Source organism: Leuconostoc litchii, from assembly GCF_008107645.1.
GTDB classification, from domain to species: domain Bacteria; phylum Bacillota; class Bacilli; order Lactobacillales; family Lactobacillaceae; genus Leuconostoc; species Leuconostoc litchii.
Map to the genome: position 1 here is coordinate 51,718 of NZ_SDGY01000008.1, position 25,247 is coordinate 76,964.

The 25,247-nt window shown below is 35.6% G+C and carries 25 protein-coding genes, 1 tRNA gene and 3 other annotated features; of the genes, 21 read left to right on the forward strand and 5 right to left on the reverse strand.

From position 1 onward, the window contains the following. Positions 1 to 233: 233 nt before the first annotated feature. Positions 234 to 1,115: a metal ABC transporter solute-binding protein gene (locus ESZ47_RS08610; RefSeq protein WP_148606579.1), complete on the reverse strand. Its 882-nt coding sequence runs from the start codon at positions 1,113 to 1,115 to the stop codon at positions 234 to 236. Continuing rightward, positions 1,112 to 1,552 carry a MarR family winged helix-turn-helix transcriptional regulator gene (locus tag ESZ47_RS08615; RefSeq protein WP_148606580.1) on the reverse strand — a complete coding sequence of 147 codons (441 nt, stop codon included), beginning with the start codon at positions 1,550 to 1,552 and terminating at the stop codon, positions 1,112 to 1,114. Before ESZ47_RS08615 ends, ESZ47_RS08610 begins: the two co-directional genes overlap by 4 nt. Before the next feature lie 95 nt (positions 1,553 to 1,647). On the opposite strand from ESZ47_RS08615, the gene ESZ47_RS08620 reads away from it, so the two are divergent. Next, positions 1,648 to 2,544 (forward strand): D-alanyl-D-alanine carboxypeptidase family protein, encoded by an 897-nt coding sequence (locus tag ESZ47_RS08620; RefSeq protein ID WP_148606581.1) that lies wholly within the window; start codon positions 1,648 to 1,650, stop codon positions 2,542 to 2,544. Positions 2,545 to 2,658: 114 nt separating this feature from the next. On the opposite strand, the gene zwf is transcribed toward ESZ47_RS08620, so the two are convergent. Further along, positions 2,659 to 4,119, reverse strand: a complete 1,461-nt coding sequence (gene zwf, locus ESZ47_RS08625) for a glucose-6-phosphate dehydrogenase (RefSeq protein WP_148606582.1) — start codon at positions 4,117 to 4,119, stop codon at positions 2,659 to 2,661. Positions 4,120 to 4,473: 354 nt separating this feature from the next. Between zwf and ESZ47_RS08630 the strand changes: the two genes are divergently transcribed. Further along, positions 4,474 to 5,697, forward strand: coding sequence for an MFS transporter (locus ESZ47_RS08630; protein ID WP_148606583.1), 1,224 nt, complete (start codon positions 4,474 to 4,476; stop codon positions 5,695 to 5,697). A 225-nt stretch (positions 5,698 to 5,922) separates the two neighbouring features. After that, complete coding sequence (locus tag ESZ47_RS08635) at positions 5,923 to 7,296, forward strand: FAD-dependent oxidoreductase (protein ID WP_148606584.1); 1,374 nt, start codon at positions 5,923 to 5,925, stop codon at positions 7,294 to 7,296. Between the two features lie 63 nt (positions 7,297 to 7,359). On the opposite strand, the gene ESZ47_RS08640 is transcribed toward ESZ47_RS08635, so the two are convergent. After that, positions 7,360 to 7,899: a YagU family protein gene (locus ESZ47_RS08640; RefSeq protein WP_148606585.1), complete on the reverse strand. Its 540-nt coding sequence runs from the start codon at positions 7,897 to 7,899 to the stop codon at positions 7,360 to 7,362. A 164-nt stretch (positions 7,900 to 8,063) separates the two neighbouring features. After that, positions 8,064 to 8,309, forward strand: a binding site (T-box leader). An 81-nt stretch (positions 8,310 to 8,390) separates the two neighbouring features. On the opposite strand from ESZ47_RS08640, the gene ESZ47_RS08645 reads away from it, so the two are divergent. The 15 genes from ESZ47_RS08645 (at position 8,391) to ESZ47_RS08715 (ending at position 21,357) form a co-directional block, all read left to right on the forward strand. Continuing rightward, positions 8,391 to 9,134 carry a cyclase family protein gene (locus ESZ47_RS08645; RefSeq protein WP_148606586.1) on the forward strand — a complete coding sequence of 248 codons (744 nt, stop codon included), beginning with the start codon at positions 8,391 to 8,393 and terminating at the stop codon, positions 9,132 to 9,134. A 1-nt stretch (position 9,135) separates the two neighbouring features. Next, positions 9,136 to 10,467 carry an APC family permease gene (locus tag ESZ47_RS08650; RefSeq protein ID WP_148606587.1) on the forward strand — a complete coding sequence of 444 codons (1,332 nt, stop codon included), beginning with the start codon at positions 9,136 to 9,138 and terminating at the stop codon, positions 10,465 to 10,467. Between the two features lie 33 nt (positions 10,468 to 10,500). Beyond that, complete coding sequence (locus ESZ47_RS08655) at positions 10,501 to 11,277, forward strand: acetoin reductase (protein ID WP_148606588.1); 777 nt, start codon at positions 10,501 to 10,503, stop codon at positions 11,275 to 11,277. Between the two features lie 44 nt (positions 11,278 to 11,321). Then, positions 11,322 to 12,185: a MetQ/NlpA family ABC transporter substrate-binding protein gene (locus tag ESZ47_RS08660; protein ID WP_148606589.1), complete on the forward strand. Its 864-nt coding sequence runs from the start codon at positions 11,322 to 11,324 to the stop codon at positions 12,183 to 12,185. A 30-nt stretch (positions 12,186 to 12,215) separates the two neighbouring features. Further along, positions 12,216 to 12,872 carry an amino acid ABC transporter permease gene (locus tag ESZ47_RS08665; protein WP_148606590.1) on the forward strand — a complete coding sequence of 219 codons (657 nt, stop codon included), beginning with the start codon at positions 12,216 to 12,218 and terminating at the stop codon, positions 12,870 to 12,872. After that, positions 12,853 to 13,533: an amino acid ABC transporter permease gene (locus ESZ47_RS08670; RefSeq protein WP_148606591.1), complete on the forward strand. Its 681-nt coding sequence runs from the start codon at positions 12,853 to 12,855 to the stop codon at positions 13,531 to 13,533. Before ESZ47_RS08665 ends, ESZ47_RS08670 begins: the two co-directional genes overlap by 20 nt. Further along, positions 13,526 to 14,266 carry an amino acid ABC transporter ATP-binding protein gene (locus tag ESZ47_RS08675; protein WP_148606592.1) on the forward strand — a complete coding sequence of 247 codons (741 nt, stop codon included), beginning with the start codon at positions 13,526 to 13,528 and terminating at the stop codon, positions 14,264 to 14,266. The genes ESZ47_RS08670 and ESZ47_RS08675 overlap by 8 nt, the downstream gene beginning before the upstream one ends. Before the next feature lie 53 nt (positions 14,267 to 14,319). Beyond that, positions 14,320 to 15,159, forward strand: coding sequence for a cysteine ABC transporter substrate-binding protein (locus ESZ47_RS08680; protein ID WP_148606593.1), 840 nt, complete (start codon positions 14,320 to 14,322; stop codon positions 15,157 to 15,159). A gap of 165 nt (positions 15,160 to 15,324) precedes the next feature. After that, on the forward strand, positions 15,325 to 15,723 hold the full coding sequence (locus tag ESZ47_RS08685) for a fluoride efflux transporter FluC (RefSeq protein ID WP_148606594.1): 399 nt from the start codon (positions 15,325 to 15,327) through the stop codon (positions 15,721 to 15,723). Next, positions 15,720 to 16,058, forward strand: a complete 339-nt coding sequence (locus ESZ47_RS08690) for a fluoride efflux transporter FluC (protein WP_148606595.1) — start codon at positions 15,720 to 15,722, stop codon at positions 16,056 to 16,058. Before ESZ47_RS08685 ends, ESZ47_RS08690 begins: the two co-directional genes overlap by 4 nt. A 35-nt stretch (positions 16,059 to 16,093) precedes the next feature. After that, positions 16,094 to 16,975, forward strand: coding sequence for a DegV family protein (locus ESZ47_RS08695; RefSeq protein WP_148606596.1), 882 nt, complete (start codon positions 16,094 to 16,096; stop codon positions 16,973 to 16,975). An 81-nt stretch (positions 16,976 to 17,056) separates the two neighbouring features. Next, a complete protein-coding gene (trhA, locus tag ESZ47_RS08700) occupies positions 17,057 to 17,695 on the forward strand; it encodes a PAQR family membrane homeostasis protein TrhA (RefSeq protein ID WP_148606597.1) in 639 nt (212 codons plus the stop codon). Positions 17,696 to 17,831: 136 nt separating this feature from the next. Next, positions 17,832 to 18,081 (forward strand) — a binding site (T-box leader). A gap of 316 nt (positions 18,082 to 18,397) precedes the next feature. Then, positions 18,398 to 19,234, forward strand: coding sequence for a MetQ/NlpA family ABC transporter substrate-binding protein (locus ESZ47_RS08705; RefSeq protein WP_148606598.1), 837 nt, complete (start codon positions 18,398 to 18,400; stop codon positions 19,232 to 19,234). Positions 19,235 to 19,333: 99 nt separating this feature from the next. Beyond that, positions 19,334 to 20,104 (forward strand): VOC family protein, encoded by a 771-nt coding sequence (locus ESZ47_RS08710; protein ID WP_148606599.1) that lies wholly within the window; start codon positions 19,334 to 19,336, stop codon positions 20,102 to 20,104. A gap of 95 nt (positions 20,105 to 20,199) precedes the next feature. After that, positions 20,200 to 21,357, forward strand: a complete 1,158-nt coding sequence (locus ESZ47_RS08715) for an amidohydrolase (protein ID WP_148606600.1) — start codon at positions 20,200 to 20,202, stop codon at positions 21,355 to 21,357. Between the two features lie 243 nt (positions 21,358 to 21,600). Here ESZ47_RS08715 and ESZ47_RS08720 read toward each other — a convergent pair. After that, positions 21,601 to 21,673: transfer RNA gene (locus tag ESZ47_RS08720), tRNA-Lys, on the reverse strand. Between the two features lie 138 nt (positions 21,674 to 21,811). On the opposite strand from ESZ47_RS08720, the gene ESZ47_RS08725 reads away from it, so the two are divergent. The 3 genes from ESZ47_RS08725 (at position 21,812) to ESZ47_RS08735 (ending at position 25,235) form a co-directional block, all read left to right on the forward strand. After that, positions 21,812 to 22,660 (forward strand): undecaprenyl-diphosphate phosphatase, encoded by an 849-nt coding sequence (locus tag ESZ47_RS08725; RefSeq protein ID WP_148606601.1) that lies wholly within the window; start codon positions 21,812 to 21,814, stop codon positions 22,658 to 22,660. A 121-nt stretch (positions 22,661 to 22,781) separates the two neighbouring features. Next, positions 22,782 to 23,039, forward strand: a binding site (T-box leader). A 170-nt stretch (positions 23,040 to 23,209) separates the two neighbouring features. Then, on the forward strand, positions 23,210 to 24,241 hold the full coding sequence (locus tag ESZ47_RS08730) for a uroporphyrinogen decarboxylase family protein (RefSeq protein WP_148606602.1): 1,032 nt from the start codon (positions 23,210 to 23,212) through the stop codon (positions 24,239 to 24,241). Next, complete coding sequence (locus tag ESZ47_RS08735) at positions 24,234 to 25,235, forward strand: uroporphyrinogen decarboxylase family protein (protein ID WP_148606603.1); 1,002 nt, start codon at positions 24,234 to 24,236, stop codon at positions 25,233 to 25,235. Before ESZ47_RS08730 ends, ESZ47_RS08735 begins: the two co-directional genes overlap by 8 nt. The last annotated feature ends 12 nt before the right edge of the window (positions 25,236 to 25,247 follow it).

Genomic DNA, 25,247 nt, shown 5'->3' on the forward strand with positions numbered 1-25,247 from the left:
TATTTTACATAGTACACTTGGGATTGTCAATGGAAGCCATATATTTGAAAATAGCTATTACTAATAAACAATGTTTTATAACTTGTTAAGACAAATATGTAAATACTGATATATGGTAAAACTAGATAAAAAAGGATCGCCTAGCTTGGGCGATCCTTTTTTATTGATGTATAGCGATGATGTTAAACAACAGGCCTTTATTTATTAGTTTTTTGTCCACAATAAATAATATATTATTGAATAGCTTTTTCAATTGCTTTTAGTTCTTTTGTTTTCCAACTGACATAATTTTCGCCATCAGGAATAGTTTCTGTAACATTAACAACAGGGACATCGTTTTGTTTTGCCAAATTGATCAAATTAGATACAGTTGAACTGGAAGTTTGTGTGTTATTAACGAAGAAGGCAATTTTATGATTTACAATAGCTGATTTAAGTGAACTAAGATCAGATGGCGAGGGGTCATTACCTTCTTCAATAGCTTCAGAGAAATCTGTATCCATGACTTTATAACCTAATGCATTTAGCATATATTCGAAAACAGGTTCTGATTGGGCAACAGTTTGACCGTCAGATTTTTTTGCGATTTCTGCAATTAAGTTATTAACTGGTTTTAAACTTGCAATATATTTTTTGGCATTTTTTTTGTAATAGTCACGGTTTTTAGGATCTTTTTTTCCCAATTCTGAGGCCAAATAATTAGCGGTTTTAACCATTGTTTCTGGATCATTCCATAAATGAGGATTTACGCCAGATTTTTTATTTAATACATCTTCACCAACTCGAATAAGTTTTGCATTTTTGGAAGTCTTAGCAAGCTTGTTTAACCAAGTATCATAGCCTAAACCATTTGCTAATACGATATCAGCACCGCTAACTTTTTTTGCAACCGTTGTTGTTGGTTCATAGTCTTCAGGAGAAGTATTAGAATCTTTAATAATTGCTGTCGCTGTACCATGTTGACCAACAACTGTTTTTGCAATTTCGGCATAGAAGTCTGTTGAAGCGACAATTTGTATTTTTTGATTTGATGATGAACTCGAGTTACCTTTAAAGGCTGCTATACCAATGATGATGAGCACAATTGCAGATAAGGCAATAATTATTTTTTTCATGAGTGATTTCCTATTTTGTTAAGTTGACTCAAAAATTTGAGAATGGTTTGTTGTTGTTCTTGGGTGAACTGTGACATAATGGTGTGAACATTAGTATACATAGTAGTGTGTGCTTGCTCATGCAATTGTGCTAACTTTTCTCCTGAAGAGGTTAAAATGTAGTGACTGCTTCGTTTGTCGGTATCGTCCACAATAGCGGTGACATAGTCATACTTGATCAAATTTTTTGTTGCTTTTGTGATGGCTGGTTTTGACAAGTTCATGGCTTCTGCCAGTTCACTATTGGTTTGCGATTGCATTATTTTCAGAAGCATGAGCAAGTGCGCCTGTGTTGAATTGATTTTCTGTCCGGCTGTTGTGGTGATAAGTTCAGAATTTGTAGCATATTCTTGCACGAAAGCGTTTAATTCTTTAATCATATTATCTGTTTCGGTCATAAGTACCTCGATAGTTTACTGGTTAATTAACCAGTTAATTATATAATGTAAGCGAACTTATTGTCAACCAGATATTTACGAGTACAATGGTAAGCATGAAGAAATCTAAAGCAGTAGTAATTATTTTTGTCGTGATATGTGGGTTAATTTATCCCATGAATGGTAAACAGCCACAGGCAGCGTTGAAATCTAAAACAGTAAAACAATTAAAAACAACAGCCCGAGCAGCTGTTGTCATGGATATAGATCAAAATAAAATTATTTCTGAAAAGAATGACAAACAACCATTAGCGATTGCCTCCATCAGTAAATTAATGACGGGCTATTTAGTATTAAAAAAAATACCTTTAACTACAGTTGTTCAGCCAACAACAAATACGATGGCAATTGGTGAAGAATCTAATTTATCAAGTGTTAATTTGAGTAGCAATGAAACATACTCTGCTGATGAATTATTACAAGCTGCTTTGCAATTATCTGCCAATGATGCAGCGATTGCGTTAGGAGATCAGGTGAGTGGTACACAGACAAAATTTGTGCGATTAATGACAAAAACTAGCCAATCTTGGGGACTAACTTCTGCTAAATGGTACAATGCAGCTGGTATTCAAAATGATGAAACCTTGGATGACGGGATTGCGGCTGCTAATAGGGCAGAAAATACAATGTCGGCTCGAGATGTCGCAATCATGACAAGGAAAATTTTAGCAAAAGAGCCAAAAATCAAAAATATCTTGAATGAACCACAGATTCAGTTTGATGATGAATCACAAGACACGAATTTTGTCTTAATGCAAAACTACTTTGAGAATACTAAATATACAGTTACAGGTGCCAAACTCGGTGTTTCCGAGAAGTCTGGTGTTTCTTATGTTGGACTATTTACCTATCAAGGTAAGCATTATATAACTGTTGTTTTGCACGCTGATCGCTATACAAATGTACCAGCTGTTTTTCGTGAAACAAAACGGATATTAAATCAGACAATTTGAAATATAAAGGAACCTTACAGCAATTTAAATACTATGATAATTAAACTGAAAAAAACTTTGTTGCCACTAATATCAGGGGAACAAAGTTTTTTGTTTTTTCAGATTTTAATAATATTAACCTTTAAATACCCAAGTGTCACCATTTTCAGCTAACAACTTGTCTGATGCTTCCGGACCCATTGATCCTGATTTATATGTTTCCAATGGTGCCTTATCAGCATCGTACACGGCAGTAATTGCGTCAACAAACTTCCAAGCAATTGATACACCGTTCCAATCCGCAAAGTTTGAACCGTCACCGTTCATTGTGTCGTGAATCATACGTTCGTATGGTTCTGGTGTGTTTTTCTTATCTTCGTCAGATACTGCCCAATCCAAATTGATTGTGCGTGTGTTGAAGGCATCTTCAACTGACTTAGCATTAAGTTTCAATTCAATAGCGCCCTTTGGATCAATGATAATCGAAAGCACTGATTCTTGTGCTTCTTGTTCTGAACCAAAATTAAATGTGCCAGCTTTAAAGACAATATCGACACGTGTTTGTTTAGCAGCCAAACGCTTACCTGAACGAACATAGAAAGGTACACCTTCCCAACGTGGCAAATCGAATTGCAATTCACCAGCAATGAAGGTATTGTTCTTGGAATCAGCAGGAACATCTGCTTCTTCCAAATATGGCTTGTAATCAGCGGTATCACCAGCACCATATTGTGCACGAACAAAGTACTTGTTAACTTCTTCTTCGTTATAAATCTTTAACGCGTTGAAGGCGGCGTTCTTAGCAGCGCGAATGTCTTTATCATTAAATGATTCAGGCTTTTCCATTGCTAGCCAACCAACAATTTGCATCGTGTGATTTTGAATCATGTCCAAGAGAGCACCGGCAGTATCGTAGTAGCCAGCGCGTTCCTCGACACCCAAGACCTCTGATAATGTTACTTGCACATTTTTAATGTAGTCTTTATTCCAAGCAGCATCAAAAATTGGGTTACCAAAACGCAAAGCAGCAATGTTTTGAACCATTTCTTTTCCAAGATAGTGGTCAATACGGAACAATTGATCATCATCAAATGCATTTTCCAAATCATTTTGCAATTCTTCGGCAGTAGTGTATGATGTGCCAAAAGGCTTTTCAATCATTAGACGGTTGTAACCCGTGTCAGCTAGCAAACCTTCTGATTTAAGGTACTTAGCAATGGTACCGAAGAAACGAGGTGCAACTGACATATAGAAGATGCGATTGCCATCGATATCAAACTTAGTGGCTGCTTCTTCAATAGCTGATTTCAAAATGCCATATGATGCAGCATCTGTGACATCATGTGCACGATAAGAAAAGTGTTCAATGAACGCTTCAGCTTGTGCTTGATCTTCTGTGAAGTCCTTGATTGATTCACGAACCAATTGCTTGAATTCGTTATCAGTCAATTGTTGACGTGCTGTACCAACAATGGCAAAGTGTTCTTGAAGATATCCTTTTTTGTAAAGGTTAAAAACTGATGGGTAAAGTTTACGCTTTGCTAAATCACCAGTTCCGCCAAAGAAAGTTACCAATGTTTTGATTTCTGAAACCATGATGTTCCCCTTATAATATAATAGAATTCAACTCCTATTATAACGCAAAAACTGGTAGAAAAGTACGTGATTCACAAACATCTTACGTGTTACGAACATTTTATAACATTAATTTATATTTGAAAGCGAGTATTATTAACATGATTTATTTAGGAATTATAATTCTATTTTTACTCATTACTTTTACCATGGGTATCAGTACAGCATGTGAAGGATTGCTTTTGCTCATTGTTGGTTATATTGTGTTTCGATTAATGAAAAATAAGCGTGAAACAAGGAAATGACAAGAAAGTTAATTTCCCCGCTTGTTTTAAAATTTTCATGTTACAATTATTCTATTATTTCGGAGGACTTATGCAAATTGACTTAACTGATAAACCGCGACCACTTGATGAAAAGTGGTTACTCTTGGGTACGTTATTATCTAATACCGGGAATTCCATGATTTGGCCTGTAACTACACTGTATATGACTGGTGTGTTGCATCAAAGTTTTACTACTGCAGGATTGGTTTTGATGGTAGGATCAATTATCAGTATGTTTGGTGCCTTCGTTGGTGGAAGATTGTTTGATCGATGGCGACCATATGAATCAATGGTTATTGCGAGTCTTATTATTTTAGTTGCTGTATCGAGTTTGATTATTTGGAATGATTGGCCTGTTTTTGCTTTTTTTATTTGGGTAGCTAACTTTGGTATGGGTGTGGAACAGACACTAGTTAATTCTTTTGCGACAACAATTCCTGGTGAAAAAACACGTATTATATTTAACAATATGTACATTGTTTTAAATATTGGTGTGGTACTAGGAACGTTAGCTGTAGGATACCTATTTGATTATGGGTTTAACTTATTGATGATGATTTCAGCATTACTTTATTTCGCCTTACTGTTAATCATTGCTACAAAATTTAATGTACCGATTTCTCGTGTGAATAGTAACATAATAATTAATGAAAATGCTGAAAATAAAACGGAACCAGTTACTAAAGGAGTGCCGAACCAACGCTTCCGTTTGACGCCAGTTCTTATAGCAATAGGAGCACTATTATTTATTACTTATTTATCCTATATGCTGTGGGAGACGGTTATGGCACCCCATATGAAAAGCTTGGGTATGCCGACACGCAATTATGCAGATCTGTGGATGATTAATGGTGTGACCATTATATTATTACAAAAGATTGTTTCTAATTGGGCAAATAAAAGGCCATATCAAGTCTCCGTTATATTAGGTAGTATCATTTTTGCATTTAGTTTTTTCTTTTTGATGTTTGTTAAAGAATTTTGGCAAATTGTGTTAGTTTTTGAATTATTAACCATTGGAGAAATGTTACAAAGTCCACAAGTTCCAGCTTGGGTTGCGCAAATCACACCAAAAGAGGTGGCAGGGCAGGCGCAGGGATTTGTCTCAATGATGATTAGTTCAGGACGAGTGATTGGTCCGATTTATTCTGGTATGATGATGGATCGCGGCTGGATGAATGTAATGTTTTTGTCAGTATTTGCGGTGATGCTAGTAATTACGGGTGCACTAGCAGTAACGACGATAAGAAATAAAAAACAAATTAGTAATTAAATAATTGTTTATATAAAAAAGTACAAATACAGTCAATGTGTTTGTACTTTTTTCATAATCCATACCCACATGGATAAGGAGTGTATTTATGATAATGTGATAGTTCTTGAAATTATTTGGATAGCAATGATTAAAAAATAGATCAAAATGTTTGCTTTCAAATTAGAATTGTTCTAGTATTTGTATTGACTAAGAATATCTATAATCATGAAGGAGGAATTTTGAATGTCAAAAACAAAGGTTATTATCGTTGGTGCTTCACATGGCGGACATCAGAGTATTTTAGAGCTAACTCACAAATATGAAAATCTTGACATTAAGTTATTTGAGTCCGGAGACTTTGTATCATTTATGTCATGTGGAATGGAATTGTATTTAGAAAATAGTGTAACAAATGTTGATGATGTTCGTAATTTTCGACCAGAAGAAATGGAAAAACTAGGTGCAGAAATTTATAATAATCATCAAGTTACTGCCATTAATACAAATGATAAAACAGTTAGTGTAGACAATTTAGTAACTGGTGATACTGAAAAATATGCTTATGATAAGTTGATATTAAGTTCTGGTGTGACACCCAAAAGTTTACCGGTACCAGGTCGTGAACTGAAAAATGTTTACTTGATGCGCGGTAAAGATTGGGCATCAAAAATCAAGTCAAAATTAGAAGATACTGCTGTTAGGAATATTACGATTGTAGGGGCTGGTTATATTGGTGTTGAGGCTGCGGAAGCCAGTGTGTTGGCAGGGAAAAACGTTACATTGGTGGACGTGATTGATCGACCTTTAGGCAATTATTTAGATGCTCATTTAACAACAATTCTCGAAAAAGAATTGTCTAATAAAGGTGTTCATGTAATTACTGATGCTAAAATTGAAAGTTATGAAGGATATGGTGGTACGGTAACTGCTGTTAAAACTAACCAAGGAGAATATCCAAGTGATTTAATAATTCAAGCAGTGGGTGTGCAGCCAAATACTAAATGGTTAGAGGATGTCGTTCGTCTCGATAAACATGGTTGGATTGAAACAGACGAATATTTAAGAACCAATATAAAAGATGTTTATGCCGTTGGAGATGCTGTTCTATCGTACTCAATCCCAGCACAAAAAAAATTACCTATTGCTTTGGCATCAGTTGTACGTCGCGAAGTACGTTATGTTGTAGCGCATCTCTTTGAAAAAGAGCCATCTGCACCATTTTCAGGTGTAGTGGGATCATCTGCTTTGAGCGTGTTTGACTATCATTTTGCAACTTCTGGATTAAACACTGCAACGGCTTCAAAAGCCAATATAGAAATTAAAAGTTCTTTTTACAAGGATACTTTGCGACCAAGTTATGTGCCGAATGAACAAGGGAACACAGATGTATACGTAGGTTTGGATTATGATCCACAGACACATCGTATTTTAGGAGGTGCTGTTTTATCGACATATGATATTACTGCACAAGGGAATGTGCTATCTTTGGCAATAGAGCAAAGACTTCGTTTAGAAGACCTTGCCGAAGCTGATTTCTTCTTTCAACCAGGATTTGATCGACAGTGGAGTTTACTAAATTTGGCAGCGCAACATGCACTTGGAGAGCCACGTTTTTAAAAAGTGAATGTAAAAAAGCACAACTTAGCTAGTTGTGCCTTTTTATTTAAACTAATGTTTATTTTATATATTTGTTAGTTTGCCATTTTTATCTTTAGCAATCAAATAGTAAACTGTCACAGCAATTGACCATGCCCAAACAATATGTCCGAAGAATTCAGAGATATGTTCGTCTAAGGGTTGGTTCCATGCTGCAGGAATTGTCCCGAAGGCAGGCATGATAATGATATGCCACAAAATCCAAAGAACGATACCATAGGCAGCTCCTTGCCACAACCCCACTTTAGACCAATATTGAGATATAAAAACGTACAATATTGCAAAGGCAATAGCAAACGAGAAATGCAAGATTAACGTAAACCAAAAGACCTTTTGGTCTTGAGAATAATAAAAGAATGAATGAACAAGATTTGACGGTACGCCTAATTGCTCCGCCATATGTTGTGGTGGATTGGTGGCATTACGTGCTAGTGTACGTGGTGGTAAAATATTTTCCCAACCAATTTTAACCATACCAGAAATCATACCTGCAATGAATCCATAAATCACACTTTTAGTGATAATTTCTTTCAGTGATGCAACTGGTTTATTTAGTGTAAACATACTTTTTTCTCCCGTATGTGAATTATTTAACAACAACTAATATTACATGCTTACTAACTATTTGTCAATGGAATTGTTTTACAAAAAAATATATGAGTGTATCCTAATGATTTGAAAATAACAGTTGCAAAAAAATAATAAATGATGTAAAGTTATTACAAATAAATGAGATGTTGAAAAGATAAGTAAATTTTATGCGTAATTAAAGAGAGCTGACAAAAGGTGAAAGTCGGTATTACAATGAGATTGAAAATGGTCTTGGAGTCGTTAGTGGTATGAGCTATTGATAGTAAATGCTACTCGGGTGCGCCCGTTACTGCGTTAAGGTATCTCTTTGGACGTACCTGTCAAGTATAGGGTAGTGATACCTTATAGAAATTGGGTGGTAACACGATTCTTTCGTCCCATAATTTTTGTATGATATACAAAAATTATGGGACTTTTTTTGTTTATTGATGTTGAATACAAAAAGCAGTCATAGGAGAAAATAAATGACAAATGAACTAAATAACATTCTAACAACGTTAAAGAGTTATAAATGGATAGACTTGACGCATAGCTTTGGCCCAAATAGTCCACATTTTCCAGCATTTTCTGCAGCAAAGTTTGAAACATTATTTACCCATGAAGATGGATTTTTTGTTAAGCAATATACATTTCCAGGACAATATGGCACACACATTGATCCGCCTGTACATTTTGAAAAAAGCCAAGATAAATATGATGAAGACATTGATTTAAAAGACTTTTTACTACCACTTGTGGTTATTGACAAGTCGGATCAAGTCAAAAATAATGCAGATTATGTGTTAACAGTGGACGATGTTAAGCAATGGGAAGATGAACACGGTCTTATCTCACCCAAATCCTTTGTGGCATTACGAACAGATTGGTCGAAGCGTTGGCCATCACAAGAAAGGTTTGAAAATAAGGATGATAATTTACAAAATCATTATCCAGGTTGGTCGGTTGATGCACTGAAATACATTTATGAAGAACGTCAAGCAGTGGCCAATGGACATGAAACTTTTGATACAGACCCAGCAATTTTGCAACCCGAAAAAGGTTTTGCGGGTGAATACTATGTATTGAGCAACGGTCACTATCAAATTGAATTGTTGACCAATTTGGATAAACTACCAGCTACAGGCGCTTTAATTTCAGTTTCTGTTCCAAAGGCTGAAAAATCTCCAGGATTTCCAGCGCGAGTATTTGCCATAGTGCCGGAGGATTAACATGTCAGAAAATCATGTGAAATTGTCACGTTCTTTGTCGACGAAGGACTTAGTAGTATATGGCATCATATTCATGATTCCAGTAGCACCAATTGCTTTTTATGGCTCTTTTCTATCATCAGCTCACGGAATGGTGGCGTTGGCTTATCTTATCGGTATGGTGGCTATGTTGTTTACAGGCTTTAGCTATGCTAGCATGGCCAGTGAATTTCCTTATTCAGGTTCTGTTTACACGTATGTTCAAAAAGGGACAAATCCGACATTGGGATTTTTATCGGGCTGGGGCATTACATTAGATTATATTTTGATTCCCGTGATCACGTATCTTATTAGTGCATCCTTTGGTCAATCATTATTTCCAGTTGTGCCATTTTGGGCTTGGATTGTAGGTATTGCAGTAATCAACACTGTGATTAATTTATTAGGTATTAAAGTTGTTTCGACATTGAGCTGGTTTCTCTTTGGCTTACAAGCCATCGTTTTAATTGCTTTTATTATTGGTACGATTATCGCTTTAACAAATAACACCGTACATTTTAACGTTAGTTCATTCTACAATGCTGATCATTTTGATTTATCTGGTGTGGTTCAAGCAACTGGCATTGTTATTGTAAGTTATTTGGGATTTGATGCCATTAGTACCTTATCAGAAGAAGCGAATAATCCAACTAAGTCAGTTGGAAAAGCTATCGTCCTGGCTATTATTTTAATTGGATCGTTATTTGTTATTGTAACCTTCTTTGCAGGAATTGTTGTGCCGAATTACGGTAGCCTTAATCCAGATACAGCTTTTCTGACTATTTTGGGAAAAGTAGGTGGTAGTTGGTTAGTACATTTGGCTGAATTTACTTTGGTATTATCGTTTGGCTTAGCTGGAGGGCAAGAAGGGCAAACCGCTATCTCTAGAATTTTGTATGCAATGGGGCGTGATGGCATTTTACCAAATCGCTTAGCTTATTTACATCCTCGTTATAACACGCCTTGGGTAGCTGTTACATTAGTTGGCTTAGTTTCTGTTATTTTATCACTGTCTTTGTCTTTAACAACAGTTTCTAACTTAATCAGTTTTGGTGCCTTATTTGGATTCTTGTCATTAAATGTAGCAGTTATATGGCACTTCTTTGTTAAGAAAACGAGTAAAACGATTACGTCGTTTGTTAAATATTTAATATCACCATTGATTGGTTTTTCAGTTAGTTTATGGATTTTCCTTAGCTTGTCATTTGAAGCCAAATTAACTGGGTTAATTTGGCTAATCGTTGGGTTTGGTATTTTGATATACAAAACAAATATCTTTAAAGATCCTGTCCCACAGTTCAATTTCTCAGAGTGAGCGATTGATCATATTTAGAATTGGAGTAAAGAAATGTCCAAAAAAGTAGCAGTGATTACAGGAAGTGGTAGAGGTATTGGTAAAGCCATTGCAGAAAGGCTTGCAGATGAAGGGTATTATGTAGCAATTGTTGATATTGATGAAGTTACTGCCCAATCTGTTGCTAGACACATCAATGAACGTAAAGCGCAACACGCTAAATATTATGTTTTAGATGTTTCAAGTCGAGTGTCTGTTTTCAATCTAGTAGATCATGTGGTTGATGATTTTGGTCGTCTGGATGTATTTGTTAATAATGCTGGTATTGCTTATATTGACAGCATTGTTGATAGTGAACCTGAAAAAGTTGAGCGGTTGTTTGATGTTAATCTCAAAGGAACTTTTTGGGGTATTCAGGCTGCTGCTCAGCAACTTAAAAAGCAAGGAAATGGTGGGAGAATCATTAATGCGGCCTCTTTGGCAGCGGTAGAAGGCTCTGCATTACAAGGTGCCTATTCCGCTTCTAAATTTGCTATTAGAGGGTTAGGCCAATCAGCTGCTAAAGAATTGGCAAAGTATGGAATTACTGTGAATGCTTATGATCCCGGCATTGTTATTACACCGCTGCGTGATTATATTGATCAACGAACGGCAAAAATTAAGGGTACTACAGCTGCAAAGCAAAGGCAAAGTGTTATTGACGAAATTGCTTTAGGGAGAGCGGCAACATCAGAAGATGTTGCCGATGTTGTATCGTTTTTAGTATCCTCACAAGCTAAATATATTACTGGTCAATCAATATTGATTGACGGTGGGATGAGATTTCATTAAAACATTAATACTTTAACAGTAAGATATGAGGAAGAAGATTTAAAATGGTTAAAAAGAAAATATTAGGCATAGCATTATCTATTGCCGGAATTGCTGTTGTATCAGCCGTTGTTGTGCAAAAAAGTACAGCGCAAAAAAATGATAATACACAGGTAACAATTGGCTCTATTGGTTCAGACGCACAAATTTGGGAACATATTGCGAAGTTACCAGAGACAAAAAAAGAACATATCACAATTAAGGTCAAAAATTTTACCGATGGTGTATCACTAAATACAGCCACTGCACAAAGTAAAGTTGACGTTAATGCATTTCAATCATATGCATATTTTGTTGCATTTAATAAAAGTAACTCGACTAGTAAGTTAAGTGCCCTAGGGACGACATATTTAGAACCTATGGGTATTTATTCTGAAAAATATAAACATATTGATGATATTCCTGACGGTTCAACAATTGCTATTGCTAATAATGCTGCGAATACAGCTCGAGGTTTGAAGCTATTAGCCAAATCTGGGTTGATAACATTGAAAGAAGATTTTGGTAGTTTATCAGGTGTTAATGACATTAAAAGTAATCCGCACCATTTTAAGTTTATAGAAATTGATGATACAACTGGACCACGTGTCATTAAAGATGATTCAATTGCGGCAGCGCTTATCGGGAACACGATTGCGTTACAAGGTAAACTAAATGTTTTGAAAGATGCCATTTATTATGAAAAAGTAAATCAATCTACTAAAGATAATATCAATATTTTAGCCACAGCAGAAAAAAATAAAAATAATAAGCAATTAAAAAAACTAGTTAAACTTTATCACAGTAAAGCAGCACAAAAGTACATTAATCAAAAATTTGATGGTACTAAAATTGAAGTTCAAAAACCAATTACTTATCTATCAAAATAATTATTAATCGTAAATGAAATGGGGGACATCATGTCTTGGGCATATATACAACAAGCGATGCCAGATTATATTAAAGCTTTCTGGTTAAGGTTGAAATTATCCACAATTGGTATTGCTGGTGCGGTGCTTGTTGGTATTGTTGCGGCTTTTATTATTTATTATAAAATTCCTGGTCACCGTATAATTCTTTCTTATATAGAAATAGCTAGAAATACACCATTGCTTATCCAGTTATTTTTTATATACTATGGATTACCAATAACCGGTATTAAAATTCCTGCGCAACAAACAGCTATTATTGGGCTAGTTTTTTTGGGAGGCGCCTACATGAGCGATGCGTTCCTAGGTGGGTTACGAGCGGTGCCAAAGATTCAAATAGAATCCGGCCGTGCTATAGGATTGTCTACTTTTCAGCTGAGCAGATTTGTGGTTTTTCCACAAGGGTTTATCTTTTCCTTACCCGCTTTGGCAGCAAATGTTATTTTTTTAATTAAGGAAACATCAATTTTTACGGTGATTGCGATACCTGAAATTACGAATACTACATTGGATTTGATTGGACAAAATTATCGTACAAATGAATATCTACTCATGATGGTTAGTAGTTATGCAGTTATTCTGATACCGCTTTCGGTATTTTTGAGTTGGATTGAAAGGCGGATTCGTTATGCAAATTTTGGCAATTAGCACCATTTTTGAGGGAAATAACTTACTTAGATTATTAAGTGGATTGTTTGTCACGATTGAAATATCAGTCATATCAATTTTTATTGGCACTGTTTTGGGATTAATACTGGGCTCATTGTGGACAACGGGTAATCATTTGATTCAACCATTCTTCAAACTATACTTAGAAATATTTAGAGTAGTACCAACTATTCCGTTACTCTTTTTGTTTTATTATATTTTTCCACGTAATTTAAATATAAATTTATCATCCATGCAGGTCAGTATATTGGTTTTTAGTTTGTGGTTTGCAGCGGAATTTTCAGATATCGTTAGAGGGGCTATCCAATCAATTTCCAAAAATCAACGTGAAAATGCCTACACTATAGGTTTGTCAATGTTTCAAACCTACAGATATGTTTTAGTACCTCAAAGTATTCCTAATATTTTACCGGCTTTTATTAATTTAAGTACTCGAATTATTAAAACAACATCAATCTTATTGCTAATATCTGTTACGGATGTTATTACAGTAGGGCAACAAATTATTGAAGCAAATGCTCAAGATACTTTAGTGCCGCTTTTAATCTATGCGCTCATCGCATTGTTTTATTTTTTGATTAATTTTTTATTGAGTCAGCTGAGTCAAAGATTGGAAAGGAAGTTCAGAAAGTATGAGTGAACATTTAATTGAGGTCCGTAATCTAAACAAATTTTATGGTAAGAAAAAAGTATTAGATGAGATTAATGTAACGATACCCAAAAATAAAGTTACAGTGTTGTTGGGCCCTTCGGGGTCTGGAAAATCTACGATGATTCGGACGTTTAATGGACTGGAACCTTTTAATTCCGGTACAATTACTCTCTTTGGAGAGACAATTGCAGCGAACAATAAAAAACAGTGGGCAATTATTCAAACACGGATAGGAATGGTTTTTCAAAGTTATGACTTATTTCCAAATATGACTGTTATAAAAAATATTTTGTTAGGCCCCTTAAAAGTTCAAAAACGTTCACGTGAAGAAGTAATAAAAAAAGCTCGAGATTTATTAAAAGAAGTTGGCTTGGAAGATTATGAAAATGCCTATCCGAGGGAATTATCGGGTGGACAAAAGCAACGTGTTGCGATTGTCCGAGCATTAATTTTGAATCCTGAACTAATGCTGTTTGATGAAGTCACTGCGTCTCTGGATCCCGAAATGGTGCGCGGTATTTTGGATATTCTGAAAAATTTAGCTAATCAAAACTTGACTATGGTAATTGTAACGCACGAAATGAATTTTGCTCGTCAGGTGGCAGACAAAGTTATCTTTTTAGAGAATGGAAAAATTATTGAGCAAGGGGACGGACAATCTTTTTTTGAAAATCCTACAACTAAAAGGGCTGAAGCATTCTTAGAAAGTATGTCATTTTAGAATGATAAAAATGTTATAACGGACTAAAATATGAAGTGATTTAGGAGAGAGAAATGAATAAAATCAGGAAGATTATTTTGCTGCTGTCGGCTACTATAGTTATTAGCGTTATTGGCTCTCAGTTATTGACTGTAAAAGCTGAGGCATCGCAAAATGGCCGTAGTGTCAAACAAATTAAAAAAGCTGGAGAGATAAAGATAGCAGTTTTTGGTGATTTAAAGCCATATGGATGGGTAGATAAGAATGGTAAAAGACAAGGGTACGATATTGAACTAGCCAAGCAAATTGCTAAAGATTTGGGTGTGAAAGTCAAGTACGTACAGGTCAATGCTAATGCACGTGTCGATGCATTGAATTCCGGGAAAGTTGACTTAGCATTAGCTAATTTTACGGTTACCCCAGAGCGAGAAAAAGTGATTGATTTTGCAAAGCCTTATATGAAGGTGTCCATCGGAGTGGCCTCGAAAAAAACTAACTTAATTACTAAAGTGAGCCAATTAGATGGTAAAAATTTGATTGTCAACAAGGGAACCACTGCCGAAACCTACTTTACAAAAAATTATACAAAGGCTAACTTACTCAAATTTGATTCTAAAACACAACAGTTTGCGGCACTAAAAGATGGTCGAGCAGATGCAATCACAGATGACAATTCGTATCTTTTTGCTTGGGTGAAGAGTCATTCCGATTATCAAGTGGGTATTAAAAAATTAGGCACACAATCTTATGTTTCTCCAGGAATTCAAAAAGGAAATAAAAGTCTTTTGACGTGGACAAATAGCGAGATTAATCGGTTGAATCAATCTAATTTCTTTGAAAAAGATTATAATAAAACCTTAGCACCTTTCTTTGGTGATGATGTGAAGTCGAGCGACATTACTATAACTAAATGAGCATACTTAGAATGCTTTACTTTCAGGGGCAACTACTTATGAGTAGTTGCCTTTTTTGGAATTATTAGGTCGTTAAGCTTTGACGTGGAGAATTCGAATATTTTTAAAAGTGTATTTGGCCGTATATTTTTGCTGAAAGTTGATAAAATTGCTAAAATAGGTGGTATGCAAAATCAAAAAAACTTTTTAAGTGAATTATTAGTTACTGGTCTTGGCGGTTCAATTGGCGGAACTATCCGTTATGAGTTAAGTCTCATTCCAGTAATTGGTCCAATGCCGGTGATGACAATACTGATTAACTGGTCTGGTACATTTTTATTAGCTATGTTAGGGAGCTATTTGGCTTATCATCGTAGTCGATTGCAGCGTTGGCAATCCTTTATTGGAACTGGTATTTTAGGTGGGTTTACCACATTTAGTACGATGATTTTGCAGCTACATCAGCAATTGTACATTAATGTAGTCAACGCTTTGATTTATTTAGTGTTAACACTTGGTGGTGGCCTGGTAATGCTAAAGCTAGGTAAGTTTATTGGTCGTAGAGTGGGCGAGGTACATGTATGATGATTTTGAGTGTAGCTGTTGGATCAGCACTTGGCACCATGCTACGATATCTTATATTAAATACATGGCCAGTGAAATCAAGGTATTTTACGGCTGTATTTGTTGTCAATATGTTAGGGGCTTTTGCATTAGGGTCTTTGACGGCAACAGGAACAACTCATGTTATGCATAATTTTTGGGCTACAGGTGTGATTGCTGGGTTGACAACATTTAGTACGATGATGACGCAAAGTTCGCAATATAAGCGTATCCAACAGTTCTATTATTTAGCTCTGCAGATTATTATGGGCACAGTAGTGTTTGGTATTGCGCTGTTTTTAACCACTATACTATAAAAGCTAGACGGAATATTTTCAATGAGGAAAGAGTAATGAGTAAAATAGCAGTTATTATTGATTCATCATCGGCTATGCCGACAGCGGTTCGTAACCGTTACCATATTTTTCAAGTAAATGATCCTATCATTTTTGGAGACGAGGTTTATAAAGAGACAGTTGATATTCATGATTTAGGTGAATTAGTTAAGATGATGCAGGATAAAAAACAGTTGGCTTCAACTTCACAGCCGGCTCCTGGTGATTGGGAGGAAGCTTTGAACCTAGCCAAGGCTTCGGGTTATGATCAAGCAATTCTGGTTACACTTTCATCTGGTATTTCTGGCACTTATCAAACGGCTAATGCGATTGCACAAGCCTATGATGGCATGACAGATGTTAGAGCATGGGACTCAAAAATAGCAGTTATGGGTGCAGGCATGCAAGCCATTTTAGCAGCCGCTATGGCAGAGAAAGGCCGTTCTCTAGATGAAATTGTTTTGGCGCTAGAAAAGTTGCGAGAAACAATGGATGTTCGTTTTGTGGTTAATGATATTTCGCATTTACAACGCACTGGTCGACTATCTCGAGGACAAGCCTTAATTGGCGGACTGCTAAATATCAAACCTGTACTATCAATGGATGTTCAGGACGAAGGTAAAATAGGTGCTGTTGGTAAAGCGCGGAAGATGAGTGGTGCCTTGAAGGATATTAAAGAAACACTACACCAATCGTTAGCTGCTGCTGATTATCAAGTTCGTGCATATGTTATCGATGGTAACAATGCGAAACTTGGGGACAAGTGGCTTAAGGATCTCCGGTCTGAATATCCTACAGTTAAGTTTGAGCGCGGTGTAATAGGTGCCTTTATTGGTGTTCACACAGGTGATGGTGCTATGGGTGTCATTTGGGCGCAAGATTGGGAAACACTCGTTTAGTAACGTATAAACCAGTATCAAACAAAATTGATGCTGGTTTTATTGTATAATGAAGAATAAAATAATTTACGGGGTTTACTAATGCAACGATCAAAACGTTTTCAAATTGTTTATGAAGTATTAAATGCTGTGACACACGGGCTTGGCTTTATTCTAGCAGTAATTGCCGGTATTGCGTTAATGTTTCATATACTACGCAGACCGGTCACGGCACTGGAATTAACTGCTGTGATTATCTATATTAGTACGGTAGGCTTTTTCTTACTGGCATCGACACTTTTTCATTCACTTGTCTTTACGAGAGCGGCAAAAGTTTTTCAATTCTTTGACCATGCAGGCATTTATCTTGTCATTCTAGGTAGTTATACACCGTATACATGGTTACTGATTAAAGGATGGGTTGGCTGGAGTATATGGGGTGCTATTTTAGCCATGACCATTGCTGGTTTTGTATATGATTTATTCTTTGTTGGTCGTTGGCCATGGGTTTCAGTGACAATATATCTCATTATGGGATGGCTTATTATTTTAGCAATGCCAGTACTTTGGGGAGTTTTGTCGCATGTCGCCTTTTGGTTACTAGTGGCTGGTGGTATCACGTATTCTGCAGGAACAATTTTTTACCTAGTACCAAAAATTCCTATGGGTCATGTTTACTGGCATGTTTTTGTTTTGGGTGGTGCAGGGCTGATGTTTACTAGTATTTATATTTCTTTATAAATTTGAAATACAACTATCTTATTTTCAAACATTATTTTATAAAAATTAATAACGAGGTCACAATTTGTCTTTGAACAATAGTGGCTTTTTTTGATTAAAATGGTTGAAAAATGAAAAAGATTATAGTAACATTAAAAAACGGGCTGTGAAAAGATAAGTAAAATTCTAAAAGTGAGTACAGAGAGCTAAGAATTGGTGAAAATTAGCATTACAGAGAATTTGAAGATGGTCTTGGAGCCAATATTTGGTATGAGCAATTGTGTAAATGCCATTCGGGTGCGCCCGTTATCGCGTTAGGGTATCTTTGTGATCGGACGTACCTGTTAAGTATAGAGCAGTGATGCTTTATGAAATTTGGGTGGTAGCGCGAGTATTTCGTCCCATAGTTTTTGTGATTAATGCAAAAACTATGGGACTTTTTTTATTTATAATATGATATTTAGATAATAAAATGACTGGTTTAAATTAACAGTTACTCATACTACTGATTCAATGAATAGGATTAAGCATATTATTGTATATGTTTATATTTTTAAACTTATAAATTAAGTAATTTAATATATAAGTTAAAAAAAGGGATTCCAGAGATACATCAAAAAAGAATTTTTTTCAGAAAGGAGGAAGCAAAATGAAATGTTAAATTAGTGCAAGAAAAAAATTTTATGTTGAGAAAAATTTAGAATAAGAACAAGGTAAATTTCAATGAAAAGAACTAAAAAAATTACTATCTCCATAATTATTATTTTAATTATCAGCGTGGCTGGCGTTTTATCATTTAAATCTTCAAACACACCTAAAAATAATACAAAACCAATTATTAGACTCGGTAGTTCTCCAGGACCATACAGTGAATTATTTATCAATGGCATTAAACCAATTTTAGAAAAACAAGGATACCGTGTTGTTAATAAATCATTTACTAATTTATTAAATGCAGATATTGCCCTGAGTGATAATCAAATTAATCTCAATGTTGATCAACATACAGCATATCTAAATAATTTTAATCAAGAGAAAAAAGCAAAATTAGTTGCATTAACTAAAATACCTACTGTGCCTACCGGAATTTATCCGGCAAATAAAAAATCATTAAAAAATGTTAATACAGGTGATCGTGTTGCTATTCCAAATGATCCTTCTAATGCAGCTCGAGCGTATAATTTGCTTGTTAAAGCAGGTTGGATCACGCTTAAAGCTGGTACAGAACCAATCAAGGCAACAACTAAGGATATAGCTACTAACAAGTATAATTTAAAAATCACAGAACTAGACTCATCAACTATTCCGCGTAGCGTGAAAGATTTTGAATACGTTATCTTACCTGGATCTATTGCCTATAATGCCAAAATCTCCACTCGGAGCATATTATTAGCGGAAACTGTTCGTAGTGAATATCAATTAGTTGCAACAACGAATAAGGAAAATGAAAATAAACAATGGGCTCATGATGTTAAAAAAGCTTATAGATCTAAAGCATTTCAGAAGTATCTGAAAAAACATAATAAAGATAATTACTGGGTCACTTCTTATTACAAATAATTCCCGAAAGTGTGGGGAATAAAATTTGTAAAGATTGAATTTTTATTGATTATAGTTTTTCAGCTAGGGACTATTAGACTAAGTTTAAGGAGAAAAAACATGGTGTTGACAAATTGGGATCACACAATGGTTAGTGTGCAAAAACTTGATAGCGGTATTAAGACTTTTGCAGATAACGGTATTATTTTTGAATTAGGTGGTAGACATGACGCCTGGGGCACCACTAATGCATTAGGATACTTTGGTATTAATTATATTGAACTGGTTAATGTGTTTGATGCACAGAAAGCAAATTCGTTTACTCGTAGTTCATCGTCTTCAGCCTATGATGCGGTGCAAGATTTTAATCATCAGCGAGAACAATTGAATACAGTAGCAATTCGTACTAATGATTTGGAAGGCATTCGGCAACGTTTAAAACAAGCAGGGATTGCTGTGGGACAAATTTTAGAAGGTGATCGCGTCGATAAGCAAAATCAATTGATCAAATGGAAGACATTTTTTATTGACGATGATATTGAGGGATTACCATACCCATTCTTTATTGATTGGCAACAAGCAGACACTGATAGAGTGGTTCAATTAGAAAAGCAGGGATTAATTCAACAGCACCCTGCGGGTAAGTTGAATGTTATTAAAGCTGTCTTCGAGGTAAATGAGCCTCAGAAAGTATCGCAACAATGGGCTAATCTGATTGAAAGTTTTGTTATCAAAAAAGATGGAAAATTTATTGTGCCAATCCAAGACAAAATTTTTGAGTTTGTACAAGGAGACGCCAATCATCTCATAGCCCTTCATATTAGTGGAGCGCAGAGTGAACTGCATCAAAAAACTATTAGTTTAGGAGACGCAAAATTTGTTTTCGAGTAGCTGGTTGAACTAGCAATGTAACTGGAATAAAAATTATTTAGTTATATGTATTAATGCATATCGTAAAAAATTAAGAATAAAAAAGGATTTAGAACATGACATCATTTTCCAAGGAAGAGTTAGAAAAACAATTGGTTGCGTATCGACATTATTTTCATCAATACCCAGAATTAGCTGATAATGAAGTACGCACAACAGCTAAAATTAAAGAAATTCTCCAGAGTTGGGGCATAAAAATTCTACCGACTAACTTAAAAACGGGTGTTTTTGCAGAAATCGGGACAAACGACGGCCCTGTCGTAGGATTACGAGCGGATATTGATGCACTGCCGATCCATGAAAACTCAGGAGAGGTGTTTAGTTCCAAGATATCTGGTGTTATGCATGCATGTGGGCATGATACCCATATAGCGGCATTATTAGGTGGTGCATACTTATTGAAACAAAAAGAAAGTCAACTAGCAGGTAAAGTCAAACTTATTTTTCAATTATCAGAAGAGGACAAGGAGGGTGCGCTACAAGTTATTCACGATGGGCAGTTGCAAGGTGTTGATGCTGTTTTAGGTTTCCATAATAATTCAAATTATGCGACAAATGAGGTGGGTGTTCGAGCAGGTATTGTTAGTGGAGCCATTGATAAATTCAAAGTGACATTGCATGGTTTAGGGACACATGCATCTGCACCTGAAAAAGGTTATGATCCCATTGTTGCGTTGGGTGCTGAAATTAGTGCACTTCAGTCCATAATAAGTCGAAATACAGATCCTTTTTCAGCAGGGGTTCTCAGCATCACACATGTCAGCGCAGGAAATGCCTGGAATATTTTACCTGAAGAGGCTTTTTTTGAAGGGACAGTTCGCACAGCAAACAAAGCGCTTAGAGAAAAGATTAAGTCACGTTTTTTTGATGTAACAAAGTACACTGCCAAAGCTCATCAAGTTGCTGCGGACATAGAGTGGTATGATGGTGATCCATCTGTAAATAATGATGCTCAGTTAGCAGAAATTGTTAAAGACGAGACAAGTAAATTTGCGTTGGTATATGAGCAAGAGAAGCACTTAGCCAGTGACGATTTTGCATGCTATCAAGTTGCTACCCCCGGTGTATATGTTAATATTGGAAATGGCGAAACAGTTAGTGCACACAATTCTCAATTTAAAGCAGATGATGGTGTCGTTATCACAGGAGCCAAGTTTTTTGAGAAAAATGCAATTCGTATATTACAAGAATTAGGGCAGCATATTATCAATTAAAAAATAGTTGGATCGGTGTTAATATAGAATGTCGTAGTTTATTAATCATGTCAGGGTCTTAAACCTTAAACCGCACAATTACTTATAGGGAGTTAAAAAAACGTATTACAGGGCAAGTCTACTGCATGTAATGCGTTTTTTAAATATTCTGTTCTGATATATAAGGTAGTTAACAAGGTTCTAGGATCTGGCTAAAACAAAAAAATATAAAAACCACTAAACAATTGTTTAGTGGTTTATTAGTGGTCAGCCAGGGGCTCGAACCCTGGACCCACGGATTAAGAGTCCGTTGCTCTACCAACTGAGCTAGCTGACCAAAATATCGTGTTTCACAACATCAAATATAATACCATGTGAAAATCTAAAAAGCAATAGTCAAGTATGATAAAATAAATATATTCTATATCGGAAGGAGATGCGTGAAACATGAGTCAATTATTCACGCTCTATTATCATGTTTGATATTATCAAAGCAATAATTATTGGTATTGTTGAAGGCCTAACGGAGTTTCTGCCGGTGTCTTCAACTGGTCATATTATTTTAGCAGAATCATTAATGAAAATTCCAGGCGGTAGCGTCTGGACCAATTCATTTAAATCAGTATTTGATTATTCGATTCAATTGGGTGCTATTTTTGCCGTCATCCAACTGTATTTTGACAAATTAAATCCATTCTCGACCAAGAAGACGGATCGTGAAAAGTTCCAAACTTGGCGTCTGTGGGTTCGAGTGATTGTTGGTGTATTACCTGCAATGGTAGCTGGATTTGCTTTGAATGATTTCATGGACGCACATTTGTCGAACCATTGGGTTGTATCGGCAACACTTATCATTTATGGTATCGCGTTTATTTTAATTGAAAACCGTCAAAAAGGTATTGCGCCAGTCATTACCGATGTGAATCAAATCACCTTCAAACTGGCATTATATATTGGGCTGTTCCAAGTATTATCAATAGTTCCAGGAACTTCTCGTTCCGGTGCAACCATTCTAGGTGCAATTATTTTAGGTGCTTCACGCTTTGCTGCAGCAGAATTTTCATTTTTCTTATCCATTCCGGTTATGATTGGTGTGACGATTCTAAAAATGGGTTCTTTCTTCCTAAAAGGAAATTCATTTTCCGGGATGCAAAGTTTAGTTATGGTTACAGGTTTTGTTGTTTCATGGCTTGTTGCTTGGTTTGCGATTAAGTTTATGATGAACTATATTAAGAATAATGACTTTAAGGCATTTGGGTACTATAGAATTATAGTAGGTGCATTGTTCCTTATACTTGGTATTTTCGGCATAATTAAAGTGTGATGAATTTGGTAAAAAACGTACAAGCTTTGGCTTGTACGTTTTTATTTTTTAAATTAGTTATTTAAAAATTAAAAATAAAAGTGTTTGACATTAGAGAATGGATAGTATAAAATGAGTTAAACATATGACGTTGAAAAGATAAGTACTTGTTAAACTGATTGTATAGAGAGCTAACGTACGGTGAAAGTTGGTATCAGCACGACTAGGAAAATGGTCTTGGAGTTAATAATGATGTGAGCCAGTATTATGGTAAATGTTATTCGGGTACACCCGTTACAGTGTCAGAGTATCGAGAGCATTGTCTTTTCCGTACTTGGTGAGTGTATATTAGTAATAGTATGCAGAAAACGGGTGGTAACACGGTAATTTCGTCCCGCAGCTTTGTTCATTCAAGGCTGCGTTTTTTTGTTGTATGGAATAAAGGAGATCATCAATATGCACTGTTTGATAACTAAAAATAGATTAGTTATATTAAAGGGTTTAGGAATAGCACAGAGCCGAATGTGAAGCTTAATATTATTTTTAGATGAGTAAGATTAAGGAGATCACATGGTCAATACAAAAAAAGAAATTTTTACTAATCATTATAATCACGTGCCGGTAAGTTTTTGGTATCATTTTTCAGCATCTTCGGGTGTTGACTTGGATGCGTTCCAAGATCCTGAAATTATTGACCGTACTATTGCAGGAACGAAAAAATTGGTGGATACAATTTCGCCAGACTTTGTGAAGCTGATGAGCGACGGATTGTTTCATTACAAGTTTAGAAAGAAAAATACTAGTAACACGAGAACAGTTTATGATAATTTATTACCGATTACAGATGACAATCCTTGGCTGATTAAAACGGCAGAACTAATTCGCAAGCAAAAAAAAGTTATTGGAGAACGTGCGTCTTTTTACAATATTTTTTCACCCACAACCTTGCTTAAATGGGCGTTAGTGAAAAATGACAACGGTTATTATGATAAGCAAAAAGCGGATCAGAAGATTGCTGATGCCATTCTAAATGATAGTGAAAATGTCAGTCAAGCGTTACAAGTAATTACCTTAGATGTCATTAAGCAAATTGAAACCGCAATTTCGGCTGGCGCTGATGGTATTTATTACAGTACGCAAGTTATTCAAGATGCCCGTTTAGGACAGAAAGATTTTGATGAGTTTGTGGCTAAGACTGACCAGCAAGTTTTAAAAGCTGCCCATGAACTAGCAGCAACCAACATTTTGCATATTTGTGGCAATGGTGGTGCTAGAAACAATATTCATTGGTTTAAAGATTATCCGGTAGAAATTATTAATTGGTCAGTTGATGAAGAAGGTATCTCTTTGCGTGAAGGGAAAAAGCTTTTTCCTAACAAAATTGTACTAGGTGGCTTTGGCAATACAGATAAAGACATTTTGTATCAAGGGACACAAACAGAAATACAGCAATTTGTTAAGCATTTAGTTCAGGATACAGGTCAAGATAATTTAATTATAGGCGCTAATTGTACAGTACCCAGAGATATTGATAATAGCCATTTAAAATGGGCAATACAAGCAGTACAGGAAGAAAGTGAAAAGGTGAGTTTCCATGAGTAAGCAACAAAATGTATTATTAAATCCAACAGAAAAAATACCAGTTAGTTTTTGGCGACACTTTGCTGATGATGAAACTGTTGATGCACTCGTTAATCCAAGGATTGCTTCTATTAATATTCAAGGACATCAAAAATATGTTGAAGAAGTTGCACCTGATTTTGTTAAGTTAATGAGTGACGGTTATTTTAACGTGCCTTTTAAGCATGTTGAAGACCCAAAAAATTTTGAGCAATTACGTACAATCCAAACCATATCAGATGACGATAAATGGCTTACTGAACAAGTGAAGTTAGTACAGGAACAAAAAAATGTTATTGGTTCAAGAAAAGGATTTTATAATATTTTTTCACCAATCACACTCTTGAAATGGGCGTTATATGATGCAGAAAAAGAAGAACCTGTTAAGGGAGATGAGCAACTAGCAGATTGGTTTATTAAATATCCTGAAGAAATTAAACATATTTTGGGTATATTGGCAAATAGCGTGATTAAACAAATTAAGGCAGTTGTGTCAGAAGGCGGTGCTGACGGTGTGTATTACAGTACACAGGAACTTCAAAGTCCAAAATATACAAAGGCACTGTTTGATGATATTCAAAAAGAAGTAGATTTGACAGTAATCAAGGCTATCCAATCTGTGAGTGATATTAGCATTCTACATATCTGTGGTTTTAGTGGTACGAGTAATCATTTGGAATGGTTTAAAGATTATGATTTACCCATTGTTAACTGGGCTGTCAATGTAGAGGGTGTTTCTCTACAGCAAGGGCAACAAATATTTAAAGACAAGGTTGTGTTGGGCGGTTTTGGAAATACTATTGAAGATGTCTTATATCAAGGAACAAAAGAAGATATAGAAACAGCGGTTCATGAGTTGTTAGCTGATGTGGATAAGAGTCGTGTCATAGTAGGTGCAGACTGTACTGTACCACGCGATATTTCGATTGATCACTTGAAGTGGGCAGTGGCGGCAGTACATGCAACTGCCATTTAACGAGGAGAAGAG